The 17,075-nt window shown below is 62.2% G+C and carries 13 protein-coding genes and 1 pseudogene; 7 read left to right on the top strand and 7 right to left on the bottom strand.

Annotated features, from left to right (window positions below; all coding sequences use genetic code 11):
- Positions 1–45: 45 nt before the first annotated feature.
- Positions 46–654: pseudogene (locus tag ACOQOQ_RS00680) on the top strand (glycosyltransferase); the annotation flags it as partial.
- Here ACOQOQ_RS00680 and ACOQOQ_RS00675 read toward each other — a convergent pair.
- Positions 590–2,476 carry an ABC transporter ATP-binding protein gene (locus ACOQOQ_RS00675; protein ID WP_420568244.1) on the bottom strand — a complete coding sequence of 629 codons (1,887 nt, stop codon included), beginning with the start codon at positions 2,474–2,476 and terminating at the stop codon, positions 590–592. The pseudogene ACOQOQ_RS00680 and the gene ACOQOQ_RS00675 sit on opposite strands and share 65 nt — an antisense overlap.
- A gap of 187 nt (positions 2,477–2,663) precedes the next feature.
- Here ACOQOQ_RS00675 and ACOQOQ_RS00670 point away from each other — a divergent pair, with 187 nt between their 5' ends.
- Positions 2,664–3,869, top strand: coding sequence for a pyridoxal-phosphate-dependent aminotransferase family protein (locus tag ACOQOQ_RS00670; RefSeq protein ID WP_420568243.1), 1,206 nt, complete (start codon positions 2,664–2,666; stop codon positions 3,867–3,869).
- On the opposite strand, the gene ACOQOQ_RS00665 is transcribed toward ACOQOQ_RS00670, so the two are convergent.
- Positions 3,866–4,036 (bottom strand): hypothetical protein, encoded by a 171-nt coding sequence (locus ACOQOQ_RS00665; RefSeq protein WP_420568242.1) that lies wholly within the window; start codon positions 4,034–4,036, stop codon positions 3,866–3,868. The genes ACOQOQ_RS00670 and ACOQOQ_RS00665 overlap by 4 nt on opposite strands.
- A 49-nt stretch (positions 4,037–4,085) precedes the next feature.
- Positions 4,086–5,195, bottom strand: a complete 1,110-nt coding sequence (locus ACOQOQ_RS00660) for a pyridoxal phosphate-dependent aminotransferase (RefSeq protein WP_420568241.1) — start codon at positions 5,193–5,195, stop codon at positions 4,086–4,088.
- Between the two features lie 123 nt (positions 5,196–5,318).
- Here ACOQOQ_RS00660 and ACOQOQ_RS00655 point away from each other — a divergent pair, with 123 nt between their 5' ends.
- Positions 5,319–6,107: a crotonase/enoyl-CoA hydratase family protein gene (locus tag ACOQOQ_RS00655; RefSeq protein ID WP_420568240.1), complete on the top strand. Its 789-nt coding sequence runs from the start codon at positions 5,319–5,321 to the stop codon at positions 6,105–6,107.
- A gap of 158 nt (positions 6,108–6,265) precedes the next feature.
- Here the strand turns inward: ACOQOQ_RS00655 and ACOQOQ_RS00650 are convergent, their stop codons facing one another.
- Positions 6,266–9,364, bottom strand: a complete 3,099-nt coding sequence (locus ACOQOQ_RS00650; RefSeq protein WP_420568239.1) for a valine--tRNA ligase — start codon at positions 9,362–9,364, stop codon at positions 6,266–6,268.
- A gap of 153 nt (positions 9,365–9,517) precedes the next feature.
- The gene (locus ACOQOQ_RS00645) at positions 9,518–9,952 is read right to left on the bottom strand and encodes an Lrp/AsnC family transcriptional regulator (protein ID WP_420568238.1); all 435 of its coding nucleotides are present in this window, start codon (positions 9,950–9,952) and stop codon (positions 9,518–9,520) included.
- Between the two features lie 115 nt (positions 9,953–10,067).
- Here ACOQOQ_RS00645 and ACOQOQ_RS00640 point away from each other — a divergent pair, with 115 nt between their 5' ends.
- From ACOQOQ_RS00640 to ACOQOQ_RS00630, 3 genes are all read left to right on the top strand, one after another.
- A complete protein-coding gene (locus ACOQOQ_RS00640) occupies positions 10,068–11,189 on the top strand; it encodes a type III PLP-dependent enzyme (RefSeq protein WP_420568237.1) in 1,122 nt (373 codons plus the stop codon).
- A gap of 68 nt (positions 11,190–11,257) precedes the next feature.
- Positions 11,258–13,552 (top strand): xanthine dehydrogenase family protein molybdopterin-binding subunit, encoded by a 2,295-nt coding sequence (locus ACOQOQ_RS00635; RefSeq protein WP_420568236.1) that lies wholly within the window; start codon positions 11,258–11,260, stop codon positions 13,550–13,552.
- Positions 13,533–14,588 carry a DUF2235 domain-containing protein gene (locus ACOQOQ_RS00630; protein ID WP_420568235.1) on the top strand — a complete coding sequence of 352 codons (1,056 nt, stop codon included), beginning with the start codon at positions 13,533–13,535 and terminating at the stop codon, positions 14,586–14,588. Before ACOQOQ_RS00635 ends, ACOQOQ_RS00630 begins: the two co-directional genes overlap by 20 nt.
- Here ACOQOQ_RS00630 and ACOQOQ_RS00625 read toward each other — a convergent pair.
- Together ACOQOQ_RS00625 and metF are read right to left on the bottom strand one after the other, a co-directional pair.
- Positions 14,585–15,073, bottom strand: coding sequence for a PaaI family thioesterase (locus tag ACOQOQ_RS00625; RefSeq protein ID WP_420568234.1), 489 nt, complete (start codon positions 15,071–15,073; stop codon positions 14,585–14,587). The genes ACOQOQ_RS00630 and ACOQOQ_RS00625 overlap by 4 nt on opposite strands.
- A 67-nt stretch (positions 15,074–15,140) precedes the next feature.
- A complete protein-coding gene (gene metF / locus ACOQOQ_RS00620) occupies positions 15,141–16,007 on the bottom strand; it encodes a methylenetetrahydrofolate reductase [NAD(P)H] (protein WP_420568233.1) in 867 nt (288 codons plus the stop codon).
- A 95-nt stretch (positions 16,008–16,102) separates the two neighbouring features.
- On the opposite strand from metF, the gene ACOQOQ_RS00615 reads away from it, so the two are divergent.
- Positions 16,103–17,008 carry a LysR family transcriptional regulator gene (locus ACOQOQ_RS00615; RefSeq protein ID WP_420568232.1) on the top strand — a complete coding sequence of 302 codons (906 nt, stop codon included), beginning with the start codon at positions 16,103–16,105 and terminating at the stop codon, positions 17,006–17,008.
- The last annotated feature ends 67 nt before the right edge of the window (positions 17,009–17,075 follow it).

Genomic DNA, 17,075 nt, shown 5'->3' with positions numbered 1-17,075 from the left:
AGTTTAATATAGGCTTGGGGCGCGGGGACAACAGGGGATGCGAAGATGCGCGCGGCACTTAGCGTGGTCATACCGACTTTGAATGCAGAAAACGGGCTTCCAGCCTGTCTGGCTGCCCTTATGGAGGGGCTGGAGGCCGGGTTGATCCGCGAGTTGGTTATCTCGGACGGTGGATCGACGGACAAGACGCTGAAAATCGCAGACGAGGTCGGGGCCGTGGTTGTGACGGCTCCCCCCTCGCGCGGGGGACAGCTGCGGCGCGGGGTTGCGTCCGCGCATGGGGACTGGGTGCTGCTGCTGCACGCCGATACGGTGCTTGAACCCGGTTGGTCCGGCGCTGTGATCTCTCATATGGCCGGCGGGCAGGCTGGGTATTTCCGGCTGGGCTTTGCCAGTGGGGGGATTTCCGCCCGCGCTGTTGCAGGCTGGGCAAACCTGCGGTCGAAATGGTTCGATCTGCCCTATGGCGATCAGGGGATGGTGCTGCCGCGTGCGCTGTTGGACAGCGTGGGCGGTGTGCCCGACATTCCCCTGATGGAGGACGTGGCCCTTGCGCGGGCCCTGCGTGGCCAGATGGCGGCGCTGCCCGTTACCGCCCGAACAAGCGCCGAGAGATACGAGACAGAAGGCTGGTTTCGTCGCGGCCGTCGGAACCTTTGGACCCTTTGCCGCTTTCTGTGCGGCGCTGATCCTGAGCGGCTTGCGCAAGACTATCGGCGGTCGGTCCGTCGGTCTTGAATTGCAGGGCGTGCAGCTCGGCGTAGATGCCGCCGCGCGCCAGCAATTCTTCGTGGGTGCCTTCGTCAACCACGCGGCCCTTGTCCATCACGATGATCTTGTCGGCGTTGCGCACGGTGGACAGGCGGTGGGCAATGACCAGCGTCGTGCGCCCCTTGGCCAGCTTGTCCAGCGCGTCCTGCACGACCCGTTCGGATTGCGCATCCAGCGCGCTTGTGGCTTCGTCCAGCAGCAAAACGGGCGTGTCGCGCAGCAGCGCGCGGGCGATGGCGACGCGCTGACGCTGCCCCCCTGACAGGGACGAGCCGCGCGGACCCACCGGCGTATCCAGACCCTCGGCCAGCTTGGGCAAGAAATCCTGCACATGGGCGGATTTCAGAACCTTTTGCAGCTTCTCCAGCGGTACGTCCTTGCGGCCCAGCAGAATGTTTTCGCGCAGGGTTTCATCAAACAGCGCCGCATCCTGCGACACGACCGAGAACAGCCCGCGCAGATCGGGCAGGGCCAGGTCCTTAGCCTCAGAGCCGCCGACAAGAACCTTGCCTTGTTGCGGGTCCACAAGGCGGGTCAGCAGGTTGAACACGGTGGATTTACCAGCGCCCGAGGCACCAACCAGCGCCGTAGTCTTTCCTGCAGGGGCAACCAGAGTGGTACCGCGCAGAACCTTGGTGTCGCCATAGGATAGCTGCACGTTTTCCAGCCGCACCTCGGGCACGCCCTTCGGAGCCGGACGGGGCCGCGCGGGGGAAACCAGCGTAGGCTGTTCGTCCAGCAACTCTTTGATCCGCTCGATCGCGGCGGCGGCGTTCTGCCAGATCCCGGTGACCGAGCCCAGGCGGCGCAACGGTTGAAAGGCAAAGCCGATGGCGGTGAAGAACGACATGAATTCACCGATGGTTTTCTCGCCGGCGATAATCTCGCGCCCTCCAAAGACCAGCACACCCATGAAACCGATCCCCGCCATCACGTCGATCAGCGCGGGCATGGACGAGGCGCCAAGAACGGCGCGGACCTCGGCCTTGATCAGCTTGTCGGTCAGCGCGCGGTAGCGGCCGGACTGATAGCTTTCCAACTTGTTCAGCTTTACCGGGATCAGGCCGTGAAACACTTCGTCCAGGCGGGTGGACAGCTTGGCGCCGGAATCGCGGGCCTCGCGGGCGCGGCGGCGGACGAATTTCTGCATGACCGCAGCAGGGGCGACCATCAGCGGGGTCGCGATACAGGCCACCAACGTCCATTGCCAGTCCACCGAAATGGCGACACCCATAAGGATGATAAGCGAGATGAAATCCCGCCCGGCCCCGGTAATCACCGCGTTCCAGACCTGGTTCACGCTTTCAACGTCGCTCTGGACACGTTGGATCAGGAAACCGGGCGGATGGCTTTGGTGAAAACTGCCGTCCAGCCGCATCAGGTGATCCAGAAGCGAGGTCCGCATGTCCGCCGCCGACCTCTGAGAGATCAGCGCCAGCAGGCCCTTTTGCCCCATCGTGGCGATTGCGCGCACAAAGAAGATGCCGAAAAATGCAAAACTGACCCACCAGATCGCGGCGTGATCTCCGGCCACGAATATCTGGTCGAACATCGGGTTCATCATATAGCTCAGCGCGCCCAGCATCGCGCCCTCGGTCGCCATGAACAGGGTCGCGGCAATCAGCAGCCACAGATGCTTGTGCAGATAGTTGCGCCACAACCAGCGCAGCAGGTAACCGGAGGAGGTATTCGGCGTCTCGGCCATGGGGGCCCTTTCGGCGAGGATCAAGGATGCGCGGGGCGCACCGAATTGAGGGCGAGTTTTATGTGAGCACGCGCACAGGCGCAAGCTTGGCCGTTTCGCCGCGTCCTTGCGTCACCGTGGAAATGCGGAATTGACGCGACCGTGCAAGGGATTACGCTCGTCCGGCCACTACTACGGAGTCGTTCCCATGAGCCTTGCCAACGGACAGCATTATCTGGCCATTCCTGGCCCCTCGGTCATGCCCGAGGCGGTGCTGCGTGCGATGCACCGCACAGCCCCCAATATCTATGAAGGCGAGCTGGTGGACATGATGGGCGGTCTTGTGGCGGACCTGAAGCGCGTCGCCCGGACGCGGCACGAGGTGGCCATCTATATCTCGAACGGCCACGGCGCATGGGAGGCAGCGCTGTCCAACGTCATCGCCCCCGGCGATCAGGTTTTGGTGCCCGCTACGGGCCGGTTCGGACATGGCTGGGCGGATATGGCCGTGGGTCTGGGCGCCCAGCCGCAGATCATCGATTTTGGCCGTCAGACCCCCTTTGAGCTGACCCGGATCGAGGACGCCCTGCGCGCCGATCAGGGGCACAAGATAAAGGCCGTTCTGGCCACCCATGTGGATACGTCCTCGGGGTTGCGCAATGATATCGCGGGGCTGCGGGCGGTGTTGGACGATCTGCACCACCCAGCGTTGCTGATGGCTGACTGCATTGCCTCGCTGGGCTGCGACATATTTGAAATGGACGCTTGGGGCGTGGATGTGATGGTCGCGGCCAGCCAGAAGGGCTTGATGGTGCCGCCGGGGCTGGGCTTTGTGTTTTTCGGTGACCGGGCAGCAGAGGCGCGCGGTAAAATGGAACGTGTCAGCCGCTATTGGGATTGGCGCCCACGCACCGCCCCCGAGATTTTCTATCAGTATTTTGGGGGCACTCCGCCGACCCATCACCTATATGGTTTGCGCACTGCGCTGGACATGATCCACGAAGAAGGGATGGAGCAGATCTGGCTGCGACACGCCACGCTGGCCCGTGCGATCTGGGCTGCGGGGGATGCTTGGGGGCAGGGCGGCCCGATGAGCTTTAACATCGCTGATCCGGCCCATCGCAGCCACGCGGTGACCTCGTTGCGGCTGGGCGCGCCCTTGGGTACGCAACTGCGCGAATGGGTTCAGAACGAGGCCGGGATGACGCTGGGCATCGGTCTGGGCATGTCCGAGGACGGTGATCCCAACGGCGATGGGTTCTTTCGCATTGGCCACATGGGACATGTGAATGCGCAAATGGTGATGGGAATGCTGGGCTGTATCCAGGCCGGTCTAATTGCCTTGGACATCCCACACGGGACCGGCGCGCTGGAGGCTGCTGCAGCCGTCATGGCGAACGGCGCGCGCGGTTAAGAGCCTAGCCGCCGCTCGGCCAGCTTGTTGATCAGAAGGTTCAGCACCAAGCCTGTCACCAGCACCGCCGGCAGGCCCCAGGCGACCCAGATCAGCCCAAGCACCCAGATCAGGTTCACCAGCCCCATTACCAGGGCGGCATTGGTATAATTCGGAGCTTCTCGCATGGCGCTATATTAGCATCCAAGGCATGCACGCAGAATGAAAATCCTGTGATTATCCCGCCTGCACGGCCTTAATCGCCTGCGGAAGCAGCAGCTCCAGCTGGTCCAGATCCTGCGGGCGGCCAGCGCTGACACGGATGCAGCGGTCTTGGGGGGCGACGAATGGCATCCGGACGAACAACCCGCGCGAGACAAGCTCGGACAGAAGTTTCCGGGCAAAATCACCGTCCCGACCGCAGTCTATAGCGACAAAGTTGGTGGCCGAGGGAAGCGTGCTAAGGCCATTTGCCTGCGCGATCTGGTCGATCCGTGCGCGGGCGGCGGCAACGTTTTCAACAGTCTGCGCCAGGTACTCGGCATCCTGCAACGCGGCCAGCGCACCGATCTGCGCGGCCCGGTTCATGCCGAAATGGTTGCGGATTTTGTTGAATGCGGTAATCAGAGGTTCGGCCCCCAGAGCATAGCCGACACGCGCACCCGCCATCCCGTAAGCCTTAGAAAAGGTGCGCATTCTGATCAGACGCGGATCGTTGATATCGACCTGGGCCGCGGTGCCTTCGGGGGCGAATTCCACGTAAGCCTCGTCCAGGATCAGCAGGGTTCTTTCGGGCAGATGCTCCATCGCGGCGGTGATGTCTGCGCCGCTGTGCCAGGTGCCCATCGGGTTGTCGGGATTGGCCAGATAGACGATCTTGGCGTCCACTTCGGCGGCCTTGGCAAAAAGCGCGATGGGGTCCTCGTGATCGCCAGCATAAGGCACGGTGTGCAGCTGGCCGCCAAAGCCCGCCACGTGGTAGTTAAACGTCGGATAGGCCCCGGCCGAGGTCACGACCGGATCCCCCGGTGCCACCAGAAGGCGCACCAGATATCCCAAAAGCCCATCGATGCCTTCGCCCACAACGATGTTTTCGGGCGCGATGCCATGATGGGCCGCCAGCGCCTGCTTCAGGTCATAGGATTCAGGGTCACCATACATCCACTGGTCTGCGGCGGCCTTTGCCATGGCCTCGATCGCGCGGGGGCTGGGGCCAAAGATATTCTCGTTCGCACCAAGGCGGGCCAGGAAAGGCGCGCCGCGCTGGCGCTCTTGCGTTTCTGGCCCCACGAAGGGAACGGTAGCAGGCAACGAGGCACATAGCGGGGTGTATCGGGGTCCAGTCATGCGGCCAGATAAGCGCATCCTCCCGGCTGAGGCAAGCACGCGCTGTTTCCCCAACGTTCCGGTAGATTTCGCTCAGCTTTGCCCGATACTGGCCAAACCCCGGAGGAGAGACGAGGAAACACCATGGACCGCGTATCAATCGAGATCGAAAACCATATCGCCCGCGTAACCCTGACACGCGGCGACAAGATGAACGCGCTGGATAGCGAGATGATCGAGGCGATTGTCTCTGCTGGTGAAAGCTTGCTGGACAACACCGACATCCGCGCCGTGGTCTTGTCTGGCGAGGGGCCCGGGTTCTGCGCCGGACTGGACGTGTCGAGTTTCACCAAGTTCGCCGGCGCCGACCCGGTCGAATTGCTGGTCCCCCGCACGCATGGTGACAGTAACCTCTTTCAACAGGTCGCCATGGTCTGGACGCAGGTGCCCGTGCCCGTGATCGCGGCGCTGCACGGGGTGGCCTTTGGCGGCGGCCTGCAATTGGCGTTGGGCGCTGATATCCGGATCGCGCATCCTGAAACGCGCCTGTCCGTGATGGAGATGAAATGGGGCATCGTTCCGGACATGGGAGGCATGACGATTCTGCCCCGGCTTCTGCGCTCGGATGTGCTTCGCAAACTTGTCTACACCGCCGAACAGATCGGGGCCGAGACCGCACTTGAGATGGGGCTGGTGACCGAGTTGTCCGACGATCCGCTGGCCGCCGCGATGGAACTGGCCGAGGGGCTGACACTCAAAAGCCCCTCGGGCTTGCGCGCCGCCAAGCGCCTGATTGCGTTTGCTGAAGGTACTTCCGACGTTGCGGCCGTGCTGGCCGAAGAAAGCCGCGAGCAGTCTTTGCTGATGGGCAAGCCCGATCAGGTCGAAGTGATCATGGCCAACATGCAAAAACGCCCGCCAAAATTTGGCTGAGGAAGGGGGAGAGGGGCTCTGCCCCTTCTTGGCCTTTGGCCAATTCAACCCCGGAGTATTTGACGAGCAAAGAAGAGGTGGACTGGCGCATTTCGGGAGCGGAGTTTGGCCGGCCGAAGGCCGGCCCCCCGCCCGCCGCAGGCGAGGCTGATCTTTGATCAGCCCAGCTCTTCCAAACGGGCCAGCGCCAGTTTCAGCTTTTCTTCCTCGGCCTCTTTCAGCGCCAGGTTGCCGCGGGTTTCGACCACGACCTCTTCGGGGGCGCTTTCGACGAATTTGGGGTTTTTCAGACGTCCGCGCAGGCCGCCCAGTTCTTTGCCTAGTTTCGTCAAGCCCTTGGTCAGGCGGGCTTTTTCTTCGTCGACGTCGATGATGTCAGCCAGGGGCATCCCGAAAGTGCCGCCGTCCACGGGGATCGTTGCGGTGCCTTTGGGGAAGTCCTGCGCCTCGGTCAGGCTGTCGATACGGGCCAGGCGTTTGATCAGCACCTCGTTATTGGCCCATGCCGCTTTGCCGGCCGCGTCCAGACCGGTTACCAGCATCGGCACATAGAGACCGGCGGGGACGTGCATTTGCGCGCGGGCCGAGCGGACCTCTTCGATCAGCGAGATTACCCAGTTCATTTCCGTATCCGCGCCTGCGTCGATCAGATCGGCGCCGGTGTATTCGGGCCAATCGGCGTGGACCAGCATTTTGGGCCGTTCGCCGGTCACGCTCCACAGCTCTTCGGTGATGAAGGGCATAATCGGGTGCAGCAGGATCAGGCATTGATCCAGAACCCAGCCCATCACGGCGCTGGTTTCGGCCTTTTCGGCGTCGGTGCCATCCAGCAGCAGCGGTTTCGAGAATTCGACGTACCAGTCGCAGACCTTACCCCAGACAAACGCATACAGGGCGCTGGCCGCGTCGTTGAACCGGTAGGCGGCCAGAGCCTCGTCCACCACTTCGCGGGTCCGGGCGGTTTCGCCGATGATCCATTTGTTCACCGTGGCAGTCGCCGTGGGGATTTCAGCCGAAGGTGCGCCGTTTTCGTAGACGCCGTTCATCTCGGCGAAACGGGTGGCGTTCCAGATCTTGGTGCCGAAGTTGCGATAGCCCTTGATCCGGTCTTCGGACAGTTTCAGCACGCCGCCAATCGCCGCCATCGAGGCATTTGTGAACCGCAGAGCATCCGCGCCGTATTCGTCGATGATCTCCAGCGGGTCGATGACATTGCCGGTGGTTTTCGACATCTTCTTGCCCTTCTCGTCCCGCACCAGCTGGTGCAAGTAGACGGTGTGGAAGGGGATTTCGTCCACGACGGCCAGCTGCATCATCATCATGCGCGCGACCCAGAAGAACAGGATGTCAAACCCGGTAATCAGAACGTCAGTGGGGAAGTATTTTTCCAGCTCGTCCGTCTGTTCGGGCCAGCCCAAGGTGCCGATGGGCCACAGACCCGAGGAGAACCAGGTGTCGAGGACATCGGGGTCGCGGTTTAGAAAGATCATTGCGACCTTTCCGCGTTCGTGTGACCCAGCTTCAGGCCGAGCATAATATGGTGGCGTGGCTTCACCTGACGGTACTTTCTCGTCTTCTATGTCAAGATCGTAACCTGACATAGACCAGTTCCCTTTCTTAATTTGATCCACTCGGTAACCGAGCACCTTTTCATAGTGTTCGTCGGCTTTCCGGGCGGCAGCGCGTTCCGAGGCTGCGCAGAAAATCTCCTGCCCGGGAAGGAGGTTCCCCTGAGCATCAAGTCTCGGCCCATACCAAACCGGGATCTGATGCCCCCACCACAGCTGGCGCGAGATGCACCAGGGCTCGATGTTTTCCAGCCAGTGGTAATAGGTTTTCTCGCCCGATTCAGGGATGATCTTGGTTTTGCCGCTGCGCACGGCCTCCAGCGCGGGTTCCACGATTTTCGAGGTTTCCACGAACCACTGGTCGGTCAGCATCGGCTCGATCACGACCTTGGAACGGTCGCCGAAGGGCTGCATGATGGGTTTGTTTTCGACGTAAGGCACGGTCACGTCAACCTCGTTGCCTTCATCATCTTTGCGGGTCTCGGTGGTCATGACCGCCAGACCTTCGGCATTGATCTGTTCGACCACCAGCTTACGCGCCTCGAACCGGTCCAGACCGCGCAATTCGTCCGGCACCAGGTTCAGACCGTCCACCTGCATTTCGGTGAACGGAGCCCCGCCCGAGATCTTCTGAGCCTCCATCGCCGATTCCGCATAATCGGGCCCGTCCGCACGCATATGGCCGCGGGTATCCATCAGGCGGTACATCGGGATGCCGCCGCGCTTGGCGACCTGATAGTCGTTGAAATCATGCGCGCCGGTGATTTTCACCGCACCCGAGCCGAAATCTTTGTCGGGATATTCATCGGTGATGATCGGGATCAGGCGACGGTGCTCTTTGGGGCCGACGGGGATTTCGCACAGCTTGCCCACGATGGGCGCATAGCGTTCGTCCGAGGGGTGCACGGCCACAGCGCCATCACCCAACATGGTTTCAGGGCGAGTAGTGGCGATCGAGATATAATCGCGCGTCTCGCGCAGGGTGACGTTGCCGTCTTCGTCTTTTTCGACGTATTCATAGGTCTGGCCGCCTGCCAGCGGGTATTTGAAGTGCCACATATGGCCGGGGGTCTCGATATTCTCGACCTCCAGATCCGAAATGGCGGTTTCAAAATGCGGGTCCCAGTTGACCAGACGCTTGCCGCGATAGATCAGGCCCTTGTTGTACATCTCGACAAAGACCTTGATCACGGCGTCATGGAAGTTGCCGTTCTGGTCAGAGGCAGGCGCGCCGGGGGCGCCGGACATGGTAAAGGCGTTGCGGTCCCAGTCGCAGCTGCTGCCCAGACGCTTCAGCTGATTGATGATCGTGTCGCCGTATTGGCCCTTCCACTCCCAGACCTTGTCCAGGAATTTTTCACGGCCCAGCTCGCGCCGACCTGCGTTGCCTTGTGCGGCCAGCATCTTTTCGACCTGCAGCTGGGTGGCGATGCCTGCGTGGTCCTGACCGGGCTGCCACAGGGTGTCAAAGCCGCGCATCCGGTGCCAGCGCACCAGAATATCCTGCAGGGTGTTGTTGAAGGCGTGGCCCACGTGCAACGCGCCCGTCACGTTGGGCGGAGGGATCATGATGCAGAAGGTTTCAGCGCGCTTTGCATTCGCGCCCGCAGTAAAGCAGCCAGCCTTTTCCCATGCCTCGTACAGGCGGTTTTCAGCTTCGGCCGCGTTGAAGGTCTTTTCCATCGCCATGATCCAGCACTCGCGTCAGGTTTTCCGTTGCGGACCCGTCTAGCGAATTGGGCGGGGAAGGGAAAGCGGCTTGTCCCAAAAGGGGCGTGCTGACGCACGCGCTGTATGTCTCGAGGTCGGCCTGTGGCCGCCCTCTCGGGTGGGCGCTGCGTTTCAGCTGGTGCGATCCAGTTTGGTGGACAGGTGGATGAGGCTTTCCGATGCGCGCACGCCGGGGACTTCGCCGATGTGGTCGAGGACGGCGTCCAGCTCTTCTGTGGTTTTGGCGGCGATGCTGGCGATCAGGTCGAAGCGACCGCTGGCTGTGTGGACTTTACGGACCTGTGGCAGGGGTTTGAGGCGCGCCAGAACTGCGGCGCTGCTGCGGGGCTCGACGCTGAGCAGGACGGTGGCGCGCAGCTGCGGGGTTTGGGAAGCGCCCAGACGAACGGTATAGCCAGCGATGGTTCCGTTGGTTTCCAGTTTCTCCAGCCGGGCCTGGACAGTGGTGCGGGCCAGGCCCAGACGGCGGGCAAGGGTTGCCACGGGCATCCGGGCGTTCTCGGCCAGAAGGGTCAGGAGTTTTGCGTCTGTTTGGTCGTTTGGCATGTTTTTTTCGGCGAAATGACTGAAGTTTTACTAAGTATAGTCGAAAATGCTCTCCAGATCGACAAAAACGCATCGCACCATGGAAGGAGGCGCAGTAAACGACAGGACCCCTCTTATGCACGTACATCCCCTTTGGCCCGATCCCCTGACTCATTTGCGACGGCATCGTCCTGACCATGCGGTGATGTATTTCAGTCCGGCCAGCTTGCAGGCGCAGGCACGGCGGTTTCTGGACGGGTTCGGGGGCGTGGTGACCTATGCGGTCAAGGCCAACAGCCGTGCCGATGTGCTGGTTAATCTTGTGGCAGCGGGGATCGAGGGGTTTGACGTAGCCTCGCCGGCGGAAATGGAGGCGGTGCGTGCCATCAGCCCCGATGCGGCCTTGCACTACAATAACCCGGTGCGCACCCCCGAAGAGGTTGCGGCGGCGCGGCGCCATGGGGTGGTTTCGGCGTCGGTCGACAGTCAGAGCGAGCTTGAAAAACTGGCCCCTCTGGGTGCGATAGAGGTCAGCGTACGCCTGGCCTTGCCTGTTCCCGGTGCTGCCTATGATTTCGGCGAGAAATTCGGTGTCGGCGCTGATGGCGCGACCGCGCTGTTGCAAGAGGTCGCCCGTCGCGGGCACCGGCCTGCGATCACCTTTCATCCCGGAACGCAGTGCCGTGACCCCGAGGCCTGGGTTTCGTATATCCGCGTGGCAGCCGAGGTCGCGCAGCGCGCAGGCGTCCGGCTGGAGCGGTTGAACGTCGGTGGCGGGTTTGCCTCGCACTGGCAGGGGCCCGCACCGGATCTGGAGCGCGTGTTTGCCCGGATCGAACAGGCTGTGCGAAAGCATTTCACGACGCCTCCTGCGCTGGTCTGCGAGCCCGGCCGCGCAATGGTGGCCGAAGCCTTTACCCTGGCCACGCGGATTAAGGCCCTGCGGCCCAACGGGGCGGTGTTCCTGAATGATGGCATTTATGGTGCGCTGTCCGAATTGCGCGACATCTGCGGCAACGACCGTGTGCAGGTGATGGCGCCGGACGGCACTCCGCGCAGTGGATACCCCGTGAAACGTATTGCGTTCGGTCCCACCTGTGACAGCCTGGACAAACTGCCCGATCCCATCGCTTTCCCCGAGGACACGGCCGAGGGGGACTATGTGCTGTTTTCCGGCATGGGAGCCTATTCGCTGGCCATAGCCACGCGGTTCAACGGATATGGCGTCGGAGATCCAATCACCGTTGCGTCGCTTTAGGGTCTTGGCTCTGGACAGGGCGGCTGTGGGGGCTACTCTCGACCCTGAGGGACAAGAGAGGGCGAGCGATGGAGAAATTCGGGAAAAGTCAGCCGATTACGCGGGTCGAGGATGTGCGATTCCTGACCGGACATGGGCGCTATGTGGATGATGTGACGCCCGAGGGCGCGCTGCGGTGCTTTGTGCTGCGCTCGCCGGTGGCCCATGCGCGGATCACCACGCTGGACGTTCAGGACGCGCGCGAGGCTGATGGCGTGCACTTGATTCTGACCGGTGCCGATCTGGTGGCGGCGGGGATCACGCAATCGGTCTGGGGCATAACGGTGAAAAACCGCGACGGCAGCGATGCGGCCAGCCCCGCGCGGCCCATTCTGGCGCTGGACCGTCTGCGCTTTGTGGGCGAGCCTATTGCGATGATCTTTGCCGATACGCTGGATCAGGCTCGCGATGCTTCGGAACTGATCGAGCTGGATTTCGACGAACTGCCCGCCAAAATGGACATGGCGCAGGGCGGCGAGCCCTTGCATGACGATGTGCCAGATAACCGGGCGTTTGATTGGTCCATGGGCGACGAGGCCGCCACGCAGGCCGCGTTTGACCGCGCGGCGCGTGTGGTCGAGATGGAGATTGGCGACAACCGGGTAATCGTGAACGCGATGGAGCCGCGGGGGTGTTTTGCCGACTATGATGGCGACCGTCTGCACATCAGTTTTAACGGGCAGGGGGTCTGGGGGCCCAAGGCGCAGCTGGCGCGGGTATTGAATATCGACCCCGATAAACTGCGCGTGACACATCCCGACGTGGGCGGCGGCTTTGGCATGAAAACCCCTGCTTATCCGGAATATTACGTGCTGGGACATGCAGCGATGGTGTTGGGCCGCCCCGTGCGTTGGATGTCTGACCGGACCGAAGCGATGCTGTCCGACCACCATGGCCGGGATCTGGTCAGCACCGCTGCGCTGGCCTTTGACGACACGAACAAGATCATCGGCTACCGGGTGAAAACGGCCTGTAACCTGGGCGCGTATAACTCGAATTTCGGGCAGATCATCCAGACACAGCTTTTCTCGCGCGTGTTGATGGGGACCTATGACGTGCAGGACACCTTTCTGCATGTCGAAGGGTTCTATACCAACACGATCTACGTCGATGCCTATCGCGGCGCGGGCCGCCCCGAGGCGATCTATGTCCTTGAGAGGCTGATGGACATGGCGGCGCGGCAACTGGGCGTGGACCCCTGGGAGCTGCGCAAGCGCAACTTCATTCGGCCCGACCAGTTCCCTTACAAAGCCGCGACGGGGGAAACTTATGACGTGGGCGATTTTGCCCGCGTGCTGGACCGCGTGGCCGATCTGGCAGATCGCAGCGGCTTCACGGGGCGTAAACAGCAAAGTGAAGCGAAGGGCAAACTGCGTGGGCTGGGCCTGTGTTACTATATCGAAAGTATTCTGGGCGATCCTTCCGAAGGCGCCAAGGTCGAGTTTAACGCGGATGGTACGGTGACGCTGTATGTCGGAACACAATCGAACGGGCAGGGCCATGAAACGGTCTATGCCAGGTTCCTGAGCGATCAGACGGGCATTCCGGCCGACCTGATCAAGGTTGTGCAGGGTGACAGCGACCGGATCAAACAGGGTGGGGGCACGGGGGGGTCACGCTCGGTGACCACGCAAAGCAATGCCACGCTGGCCACCGTGTCCAGCATGATCGAGGCCTTCACGCCGTACCTGGCCGACAAGCTGGGTGTCGCCCCCGAGGAAGTGAGCTTTGACGATGAAACCTTCCGAGCGCCCGGATCGAACATGACGCCAACGGTGATGGAGGTTGCCCTGATGGCGCGCTCGGACGGGCGCGAGGATCTGTTGGTGCACGAGCAGCGGGCCACGCTGCCGGCGCGCTCTTTCCCCAACGGCGCCCATGTGGCCGAGGTAGAGGTGGATCCCGAAACCGGAAAAACCGATCTGGTGCGCTACACCGTGGTGGATGATTTCGGGAACCTTATCAATCCCTTGCTGGCCGAGGGGCAGGTGCATGGCGGCGTCGCTCAGGGGGCGGGACAGGCGCTGATGGAGCACACGGTCTATGACGAGGATGGTCAGCTGTTGACCGCCACGTTCATGGACTACGCAATGCCCCGGGCCGCTGATTTGCCCTTTATCGCGTTCGATACCGAACCCGTGCCGTCGACCGCGAATCCAATGGGGATGAAGGGCTGCGGCGAGGCTGGGACCGTCGGATCAATGGCCGCGACGACCAACGCGGTACTGGATGCGCTGTGGGATCGCGGGGTGCGCCACGTGGACATGCCCCTGACACCGCTGCGCGTATGGGAGTATCTGGAGGATGCTAAAACAACTGGGTAAACGCCTGCTGGGCCGGTTCTGGCCCGGCCTGCGCGAGGGGCATCCGGCCCCCCGCCCCGACACGCGCGGGGCGCTGACCCATGTCATCATTCTGGACGGCACGGCCTCGAGCCTGAAACCGGGGTACGAGACCAACGCGGGGCTAAGCTATCGATTGCTTTCGCAAGTGGGGGCTCCGGTGTCTTTGTACTACGAATCCGGTCTTCAGTGGGAGGATTGGCGCCAGACCCTGGACGTGATGATGGGGCGCGGGATCAACCGGCAAATCCGCCGCGCCTATGGCTATCTGGCCAGCCGGTATCGTCCCGGCGACAAGATCATCCTGCTGGGCTATTCGCGCGGGGCCTTCGCGGTGCGGTCGCTGGCTGGTGTGATTGACCGGGTCGGCTTGTTGCGGGCCGAGCAGGCCACAGAACGACAGGTCACTCAGGCCTATCGCCACTATCAGGTCACTCGCGGCAGCGAGGCCGCGCAGGTGTTCAGTCAGCGTTATTGTCATGACCACGTCGAGATCGAGGCCGTCGGCGTTTGGGACACGGTGAAATCACTGGGCCTGCGCCTGCCGGTGCTGTGGCAATGGTCAGAACCGCATCATTCGTTCCATGACCATGCGCTGGGCCGCTCGATCAAGCACGGGTTTCAGGCGCTGGCCCTGCACGAAAACCGCGAGGCCTTTGCCCCGGTGATGTGGGACAGCCGGGACTGCGCGCCGGGTCAGGTCGAACAGGTTTGGTTCAATGGCAGCCACGGAGATGTGGGCGGGCAGGTGGGGATGTTCCCCGCCGCGCGGCCCCTGTCGAACATTCCGCTGGTCTGGATGCTGGAGCGGCTGGCTGACTGCGGGCTCCCATTGCCCGAGGGCTGGCGCGATCAGTTCCCCTGTGATGCGCAGGCGCCGCGCATGGGCACATGGCGCGGAGTGGGCAAACTGTTTTTGTTCCGCAGCAAACGCGTGGTCGGCGCCGACCCGTCCGAGCGGATGCACGAAACTGTTCACGAGCAGACGGGCGGTCTGACCGCCGCGCCCACGGGTTAACGCAGCTTCATGACGATGCAGGTGGTCGAGCCGGTGGCATAGAGCCGCCCATCCTCGGTGCCGCGGATTTCTCCGTTCGCGATCCCGGTGGATCGGCCGACGTGCTGGGCAACGCCTACGGCCTCGATCTTGGTGCTCAGGGGGATGGGGCGCAGGATATTTATCTTGTATTCCAACGTGGTATAGACGCTGCCCCGGGGTACTTTTGTCATCACCGCGCAGGCCATGCAGCTGTCCAGCAGCGTACCGTACCAACCGCCATGGACCGTGCCCATAGGGTTGGTAACCTCGAAATTTGGGATGCCGGTGAACACGGCGCGGCCGTCATCCACCTCGGTCAGACGATACCCCATCAGATGCGCGATCGGCGGGCCTGCAAGCTCACCGCGGACCATTTTTTGCATGGTTTCCAGCCCCGACATGGACAGCAATTCGTCCTGCGTGGGCAAATCCAGCATCGAGCGTGCCACCTTGCGTTCCGCCATTGCGCGCCTCCCTTTCATCATTCGCATGTGAATGGTGGCGCGGCACTGTCAGACAGGCAAGAGGGCGTTACGCAACGTTTTCCAGGTTGGTTTTGGGTGCGACCCCCAGGGCATGGCACACATCGCGGGTCAGCTCGGGCCGGTTCAGCGTGTAGAAATGCAGGCTGTCCACGCCGCCGTCGATCAGATCGCTGCACAGCTCGGTCGCTAGGGCGGTGGCCAGCAGATCCTCGCGCCCGTCGCGGGCGGCCTTTTCAAAGGCTTCGTCCATCCATGCAGGCACGTCGGTGCCGCAGCGGCGGGCAAAGTTGCGCGCGCCTTTCCAGTTCTCGATCGGCAGGATGCCGGGGATGATCGGTTTGTCGATCCCGGCCTTTTCGCAAGCGTCACGGAAGCGGAAGAAAGTGTCGGCCTCGAAGAAGAACTGGGTCAGCGCCTCGTCAGCGCCAGCGTCGAACTTGCGCTTGAGGTATTCCACATCGGCCGCGCCGCTGGAGGCTTCGGGGTGCTTTTCAGGGTAGGCGCCCACGCGGATGTTGAACTTGCCGGTCTCGGACAGCGCCTCGATCAGCTCGACCGAGCTGGCGAACCCGTCGGGGTGCTGCTGGAACGCGCCGGTGCCCTTGGGCGGATCGCCACGCAGGGCGACGATTTCCTTGACGCCGGCCTCGGCGAACTGGTCGGCGATGGCCAGGGTTTCCTCGCGGGTTGCGTTCACGCAGGTCAGGTGCGCGGCCACGTTCAGGCCCGAATGCTTGTGGATGGTGGCCACGGCATCGCGGGTCAGGTCACGGGTGGTGCCGCCTGCGCCATAGGTGACAGACACGAAACGCGGGGCCATCGGGGCCAGAACCTGCACCGTGTCCCAAAGGCGGAACGACGCCTCCAGGTTCTGAGGCGGGAAGAATTCAAAAGAAATCGCAGGGACGGTCATCGGTCTATCCATATCTAGGGTGGTCCCCCTTGTCGCAGATTCTGGTTTGTGAGACAACTTCATAAAACTAAAGGTCAACTTGAGTCTCATTCATAATGCATATCGAAATCCGCCATCTGCGCACTGTTAAAGCCATCCACGAGGCCGGCGGTATGGCCCGCGCCGCTGATCAGCTGAACATTACCCAGTCGGCTTTGTCCCACCAGATCAAGCATCTGGAGGATCAGACCGGGGTCGAACTGTTCGTGCGCCGCTCGAAGCCGCTGAAACTGTCCGCTGCAGGGATGCGTCTGCTGCGCGCTGCTGACAATATCCTGCCCGAACTTGCGCGGCTTGAAGAAGAGTTCAACGGTATCATCTCGGGCAAGACGGGCCGGTTGCATATCGCAATCGAATGTCACGCTTGTTTTGAATGGCTGTTCCCCGTGCTTGAGCAGTTTCGCAAGGCATGGCCTGACGTGGATATCGACATCCGTCCCAACCTGGCCTTCGACGCGCTGCCCGCGCTGGTCAAGGAAGAGGTCGACCTGGTTATCTCGTCCGACCCCGAGGACATCCCCGGTGTCGAATTCCTGCCGCTGTTTGACTATTCCCCTGTCTTCGTCGCTTCGGCCCAGCATCCGCTGGCGCAACAACCCTATGTCGAGGCCGAGGATTTCCGAGGGGAGACGCTTTTTGCCTACCCGGTGGACCGCTCGCGCCTGGACATCTTCAAACTGCTTTTGGAACCGGCCGGGGTCGAGCCCGCCGCGATCCGCCGCGTCGAGCTGACGCCGATGATGCTGTTGCTGGTTGCCTCGAACCGGGGTGTCGCCGTTCTGCCGGACTGGGTTGTGCGCGAGGTCAAATATAACTCGGACTATGTCACGCGCCCGATCACGAAAGCCGGCCTGAACCGGCGGCTTTATGCGGCCGTTCGCAGCGATGATGCGACGCGCCCGTATTTCTCGCATTTCACACGGCTGGCCCGTACTGAACCGGTAAAGCTGCAGCGCCAGTAACGCGGTCGATCTGTTTTCCCGCGTCACGTTCGCAAAGGCCGGGGGCTGCGCCTGCAAAACCCCCTCG

This window comes from Thalassovita sp. (assembly GCF_965218685.1).
In the GTDB taxonomy this organism is placed as follows: domain Bacteria; phylum Pseudomonadota; class Alphaproteobacteria; order Rhodobacterales; family Rhodobacteraceae; genus Thalassobius.
Note: the sequence above shows the minus strand (reverse complement) of the source record. Positions and strands in the feature narration are given on the sequence as shown.

Coding starts and splice junctions, on each gene's coding strand:
- ACOQOQ_RS00675 (WP_420568244.1), bottom strand. CDS start 2,476: ATGGCCGAGACGCCGAATACCTCCTCCGGTTACCTGCTGCGCTGGTTG.
- ACOQOQ_RS00670 (WP_420568243.1), top strand. CDS start 2,664: ATGAGCCTTGCCAACGGACAGCATTATCTGGCCATTCCTGGCCCCTCG.
- ACOQOQ_RS00665 (WP_420568242.1), bottom strand. CDS start 4,036: ATGCGAGAAGCTCCGAATTATACCAATGCCGCCCTGGTAATGGGGCTG.
- ACOQOQ_RS00660 (WP_420568241.1), bottom strand. CDS start 5,195: ATGACTGGACCCCGATACACCCCGCTATGTGCCTCGTTGCCTGCTACC.
- ACOQOQ_RS00655 (WP_420568240.1), top strand. CDS start 5,319: ATGGACCGCGTATCAATCGAGATCGAAAACCATATCGCCCGCGTAACC.
- ACOQOQ_RS00650 (WP_420568239.1), bottom strand. CDS start 9,364: ATGGCGATGGAAAAGACCTTCAACGCGGCCGAAGCTGAAAACCGCCTG.
- ACOQOQ_RS00645 (WP_420568238.1), bottom strand. CDS start 9,952: ATGCCAAACGACCAAACAGACGCAAAACTCCTGACCCTTCTGGCCGAG.
- ACOQOQ_RS00640 (WP_420568237.1), top strand. CDS start 10,068: ATGCACGTACATCCCCTTTGGCCCGATCCCCTGACTCATTTGCGACGG.
- ACOQOQ_RS00635 (WP_420568236.1), top strand. CDS start 11,258: ATGGAGAAATTCGGGAAAAGTCAGCCGATTACGCGGGTCGAGGATGTG.
- ACOQOQ_RS00630 (WP_420568235.1), top strand. CDS start 13,533: ATGCTAAAACAACTGGGTAAACGCCTGCTGGGCCGGTTCTGGCCCGGC.
- ACOQOQ_RS00625 (WP_420568234.1), bottom strand. CDS start 15,073: ATGGCGGAACGCAAGGTGGCACGCTCGATGCTGGATTTGCCCACGCAG.
- metF (WP_420568233.1), bottom strand. CDS start 16,007: ATGACCGTCCCTGCGATTTCTTTTGAATTCTTCCCGCCTCAGAACCTG.
- ACOQOQ_RS00615 (WP_420568232.1), top strand. CDS start 16,103: ATGCATATCGAAATCCGCCATCTGCGCACTGTTAAAGCCATCCACGAG.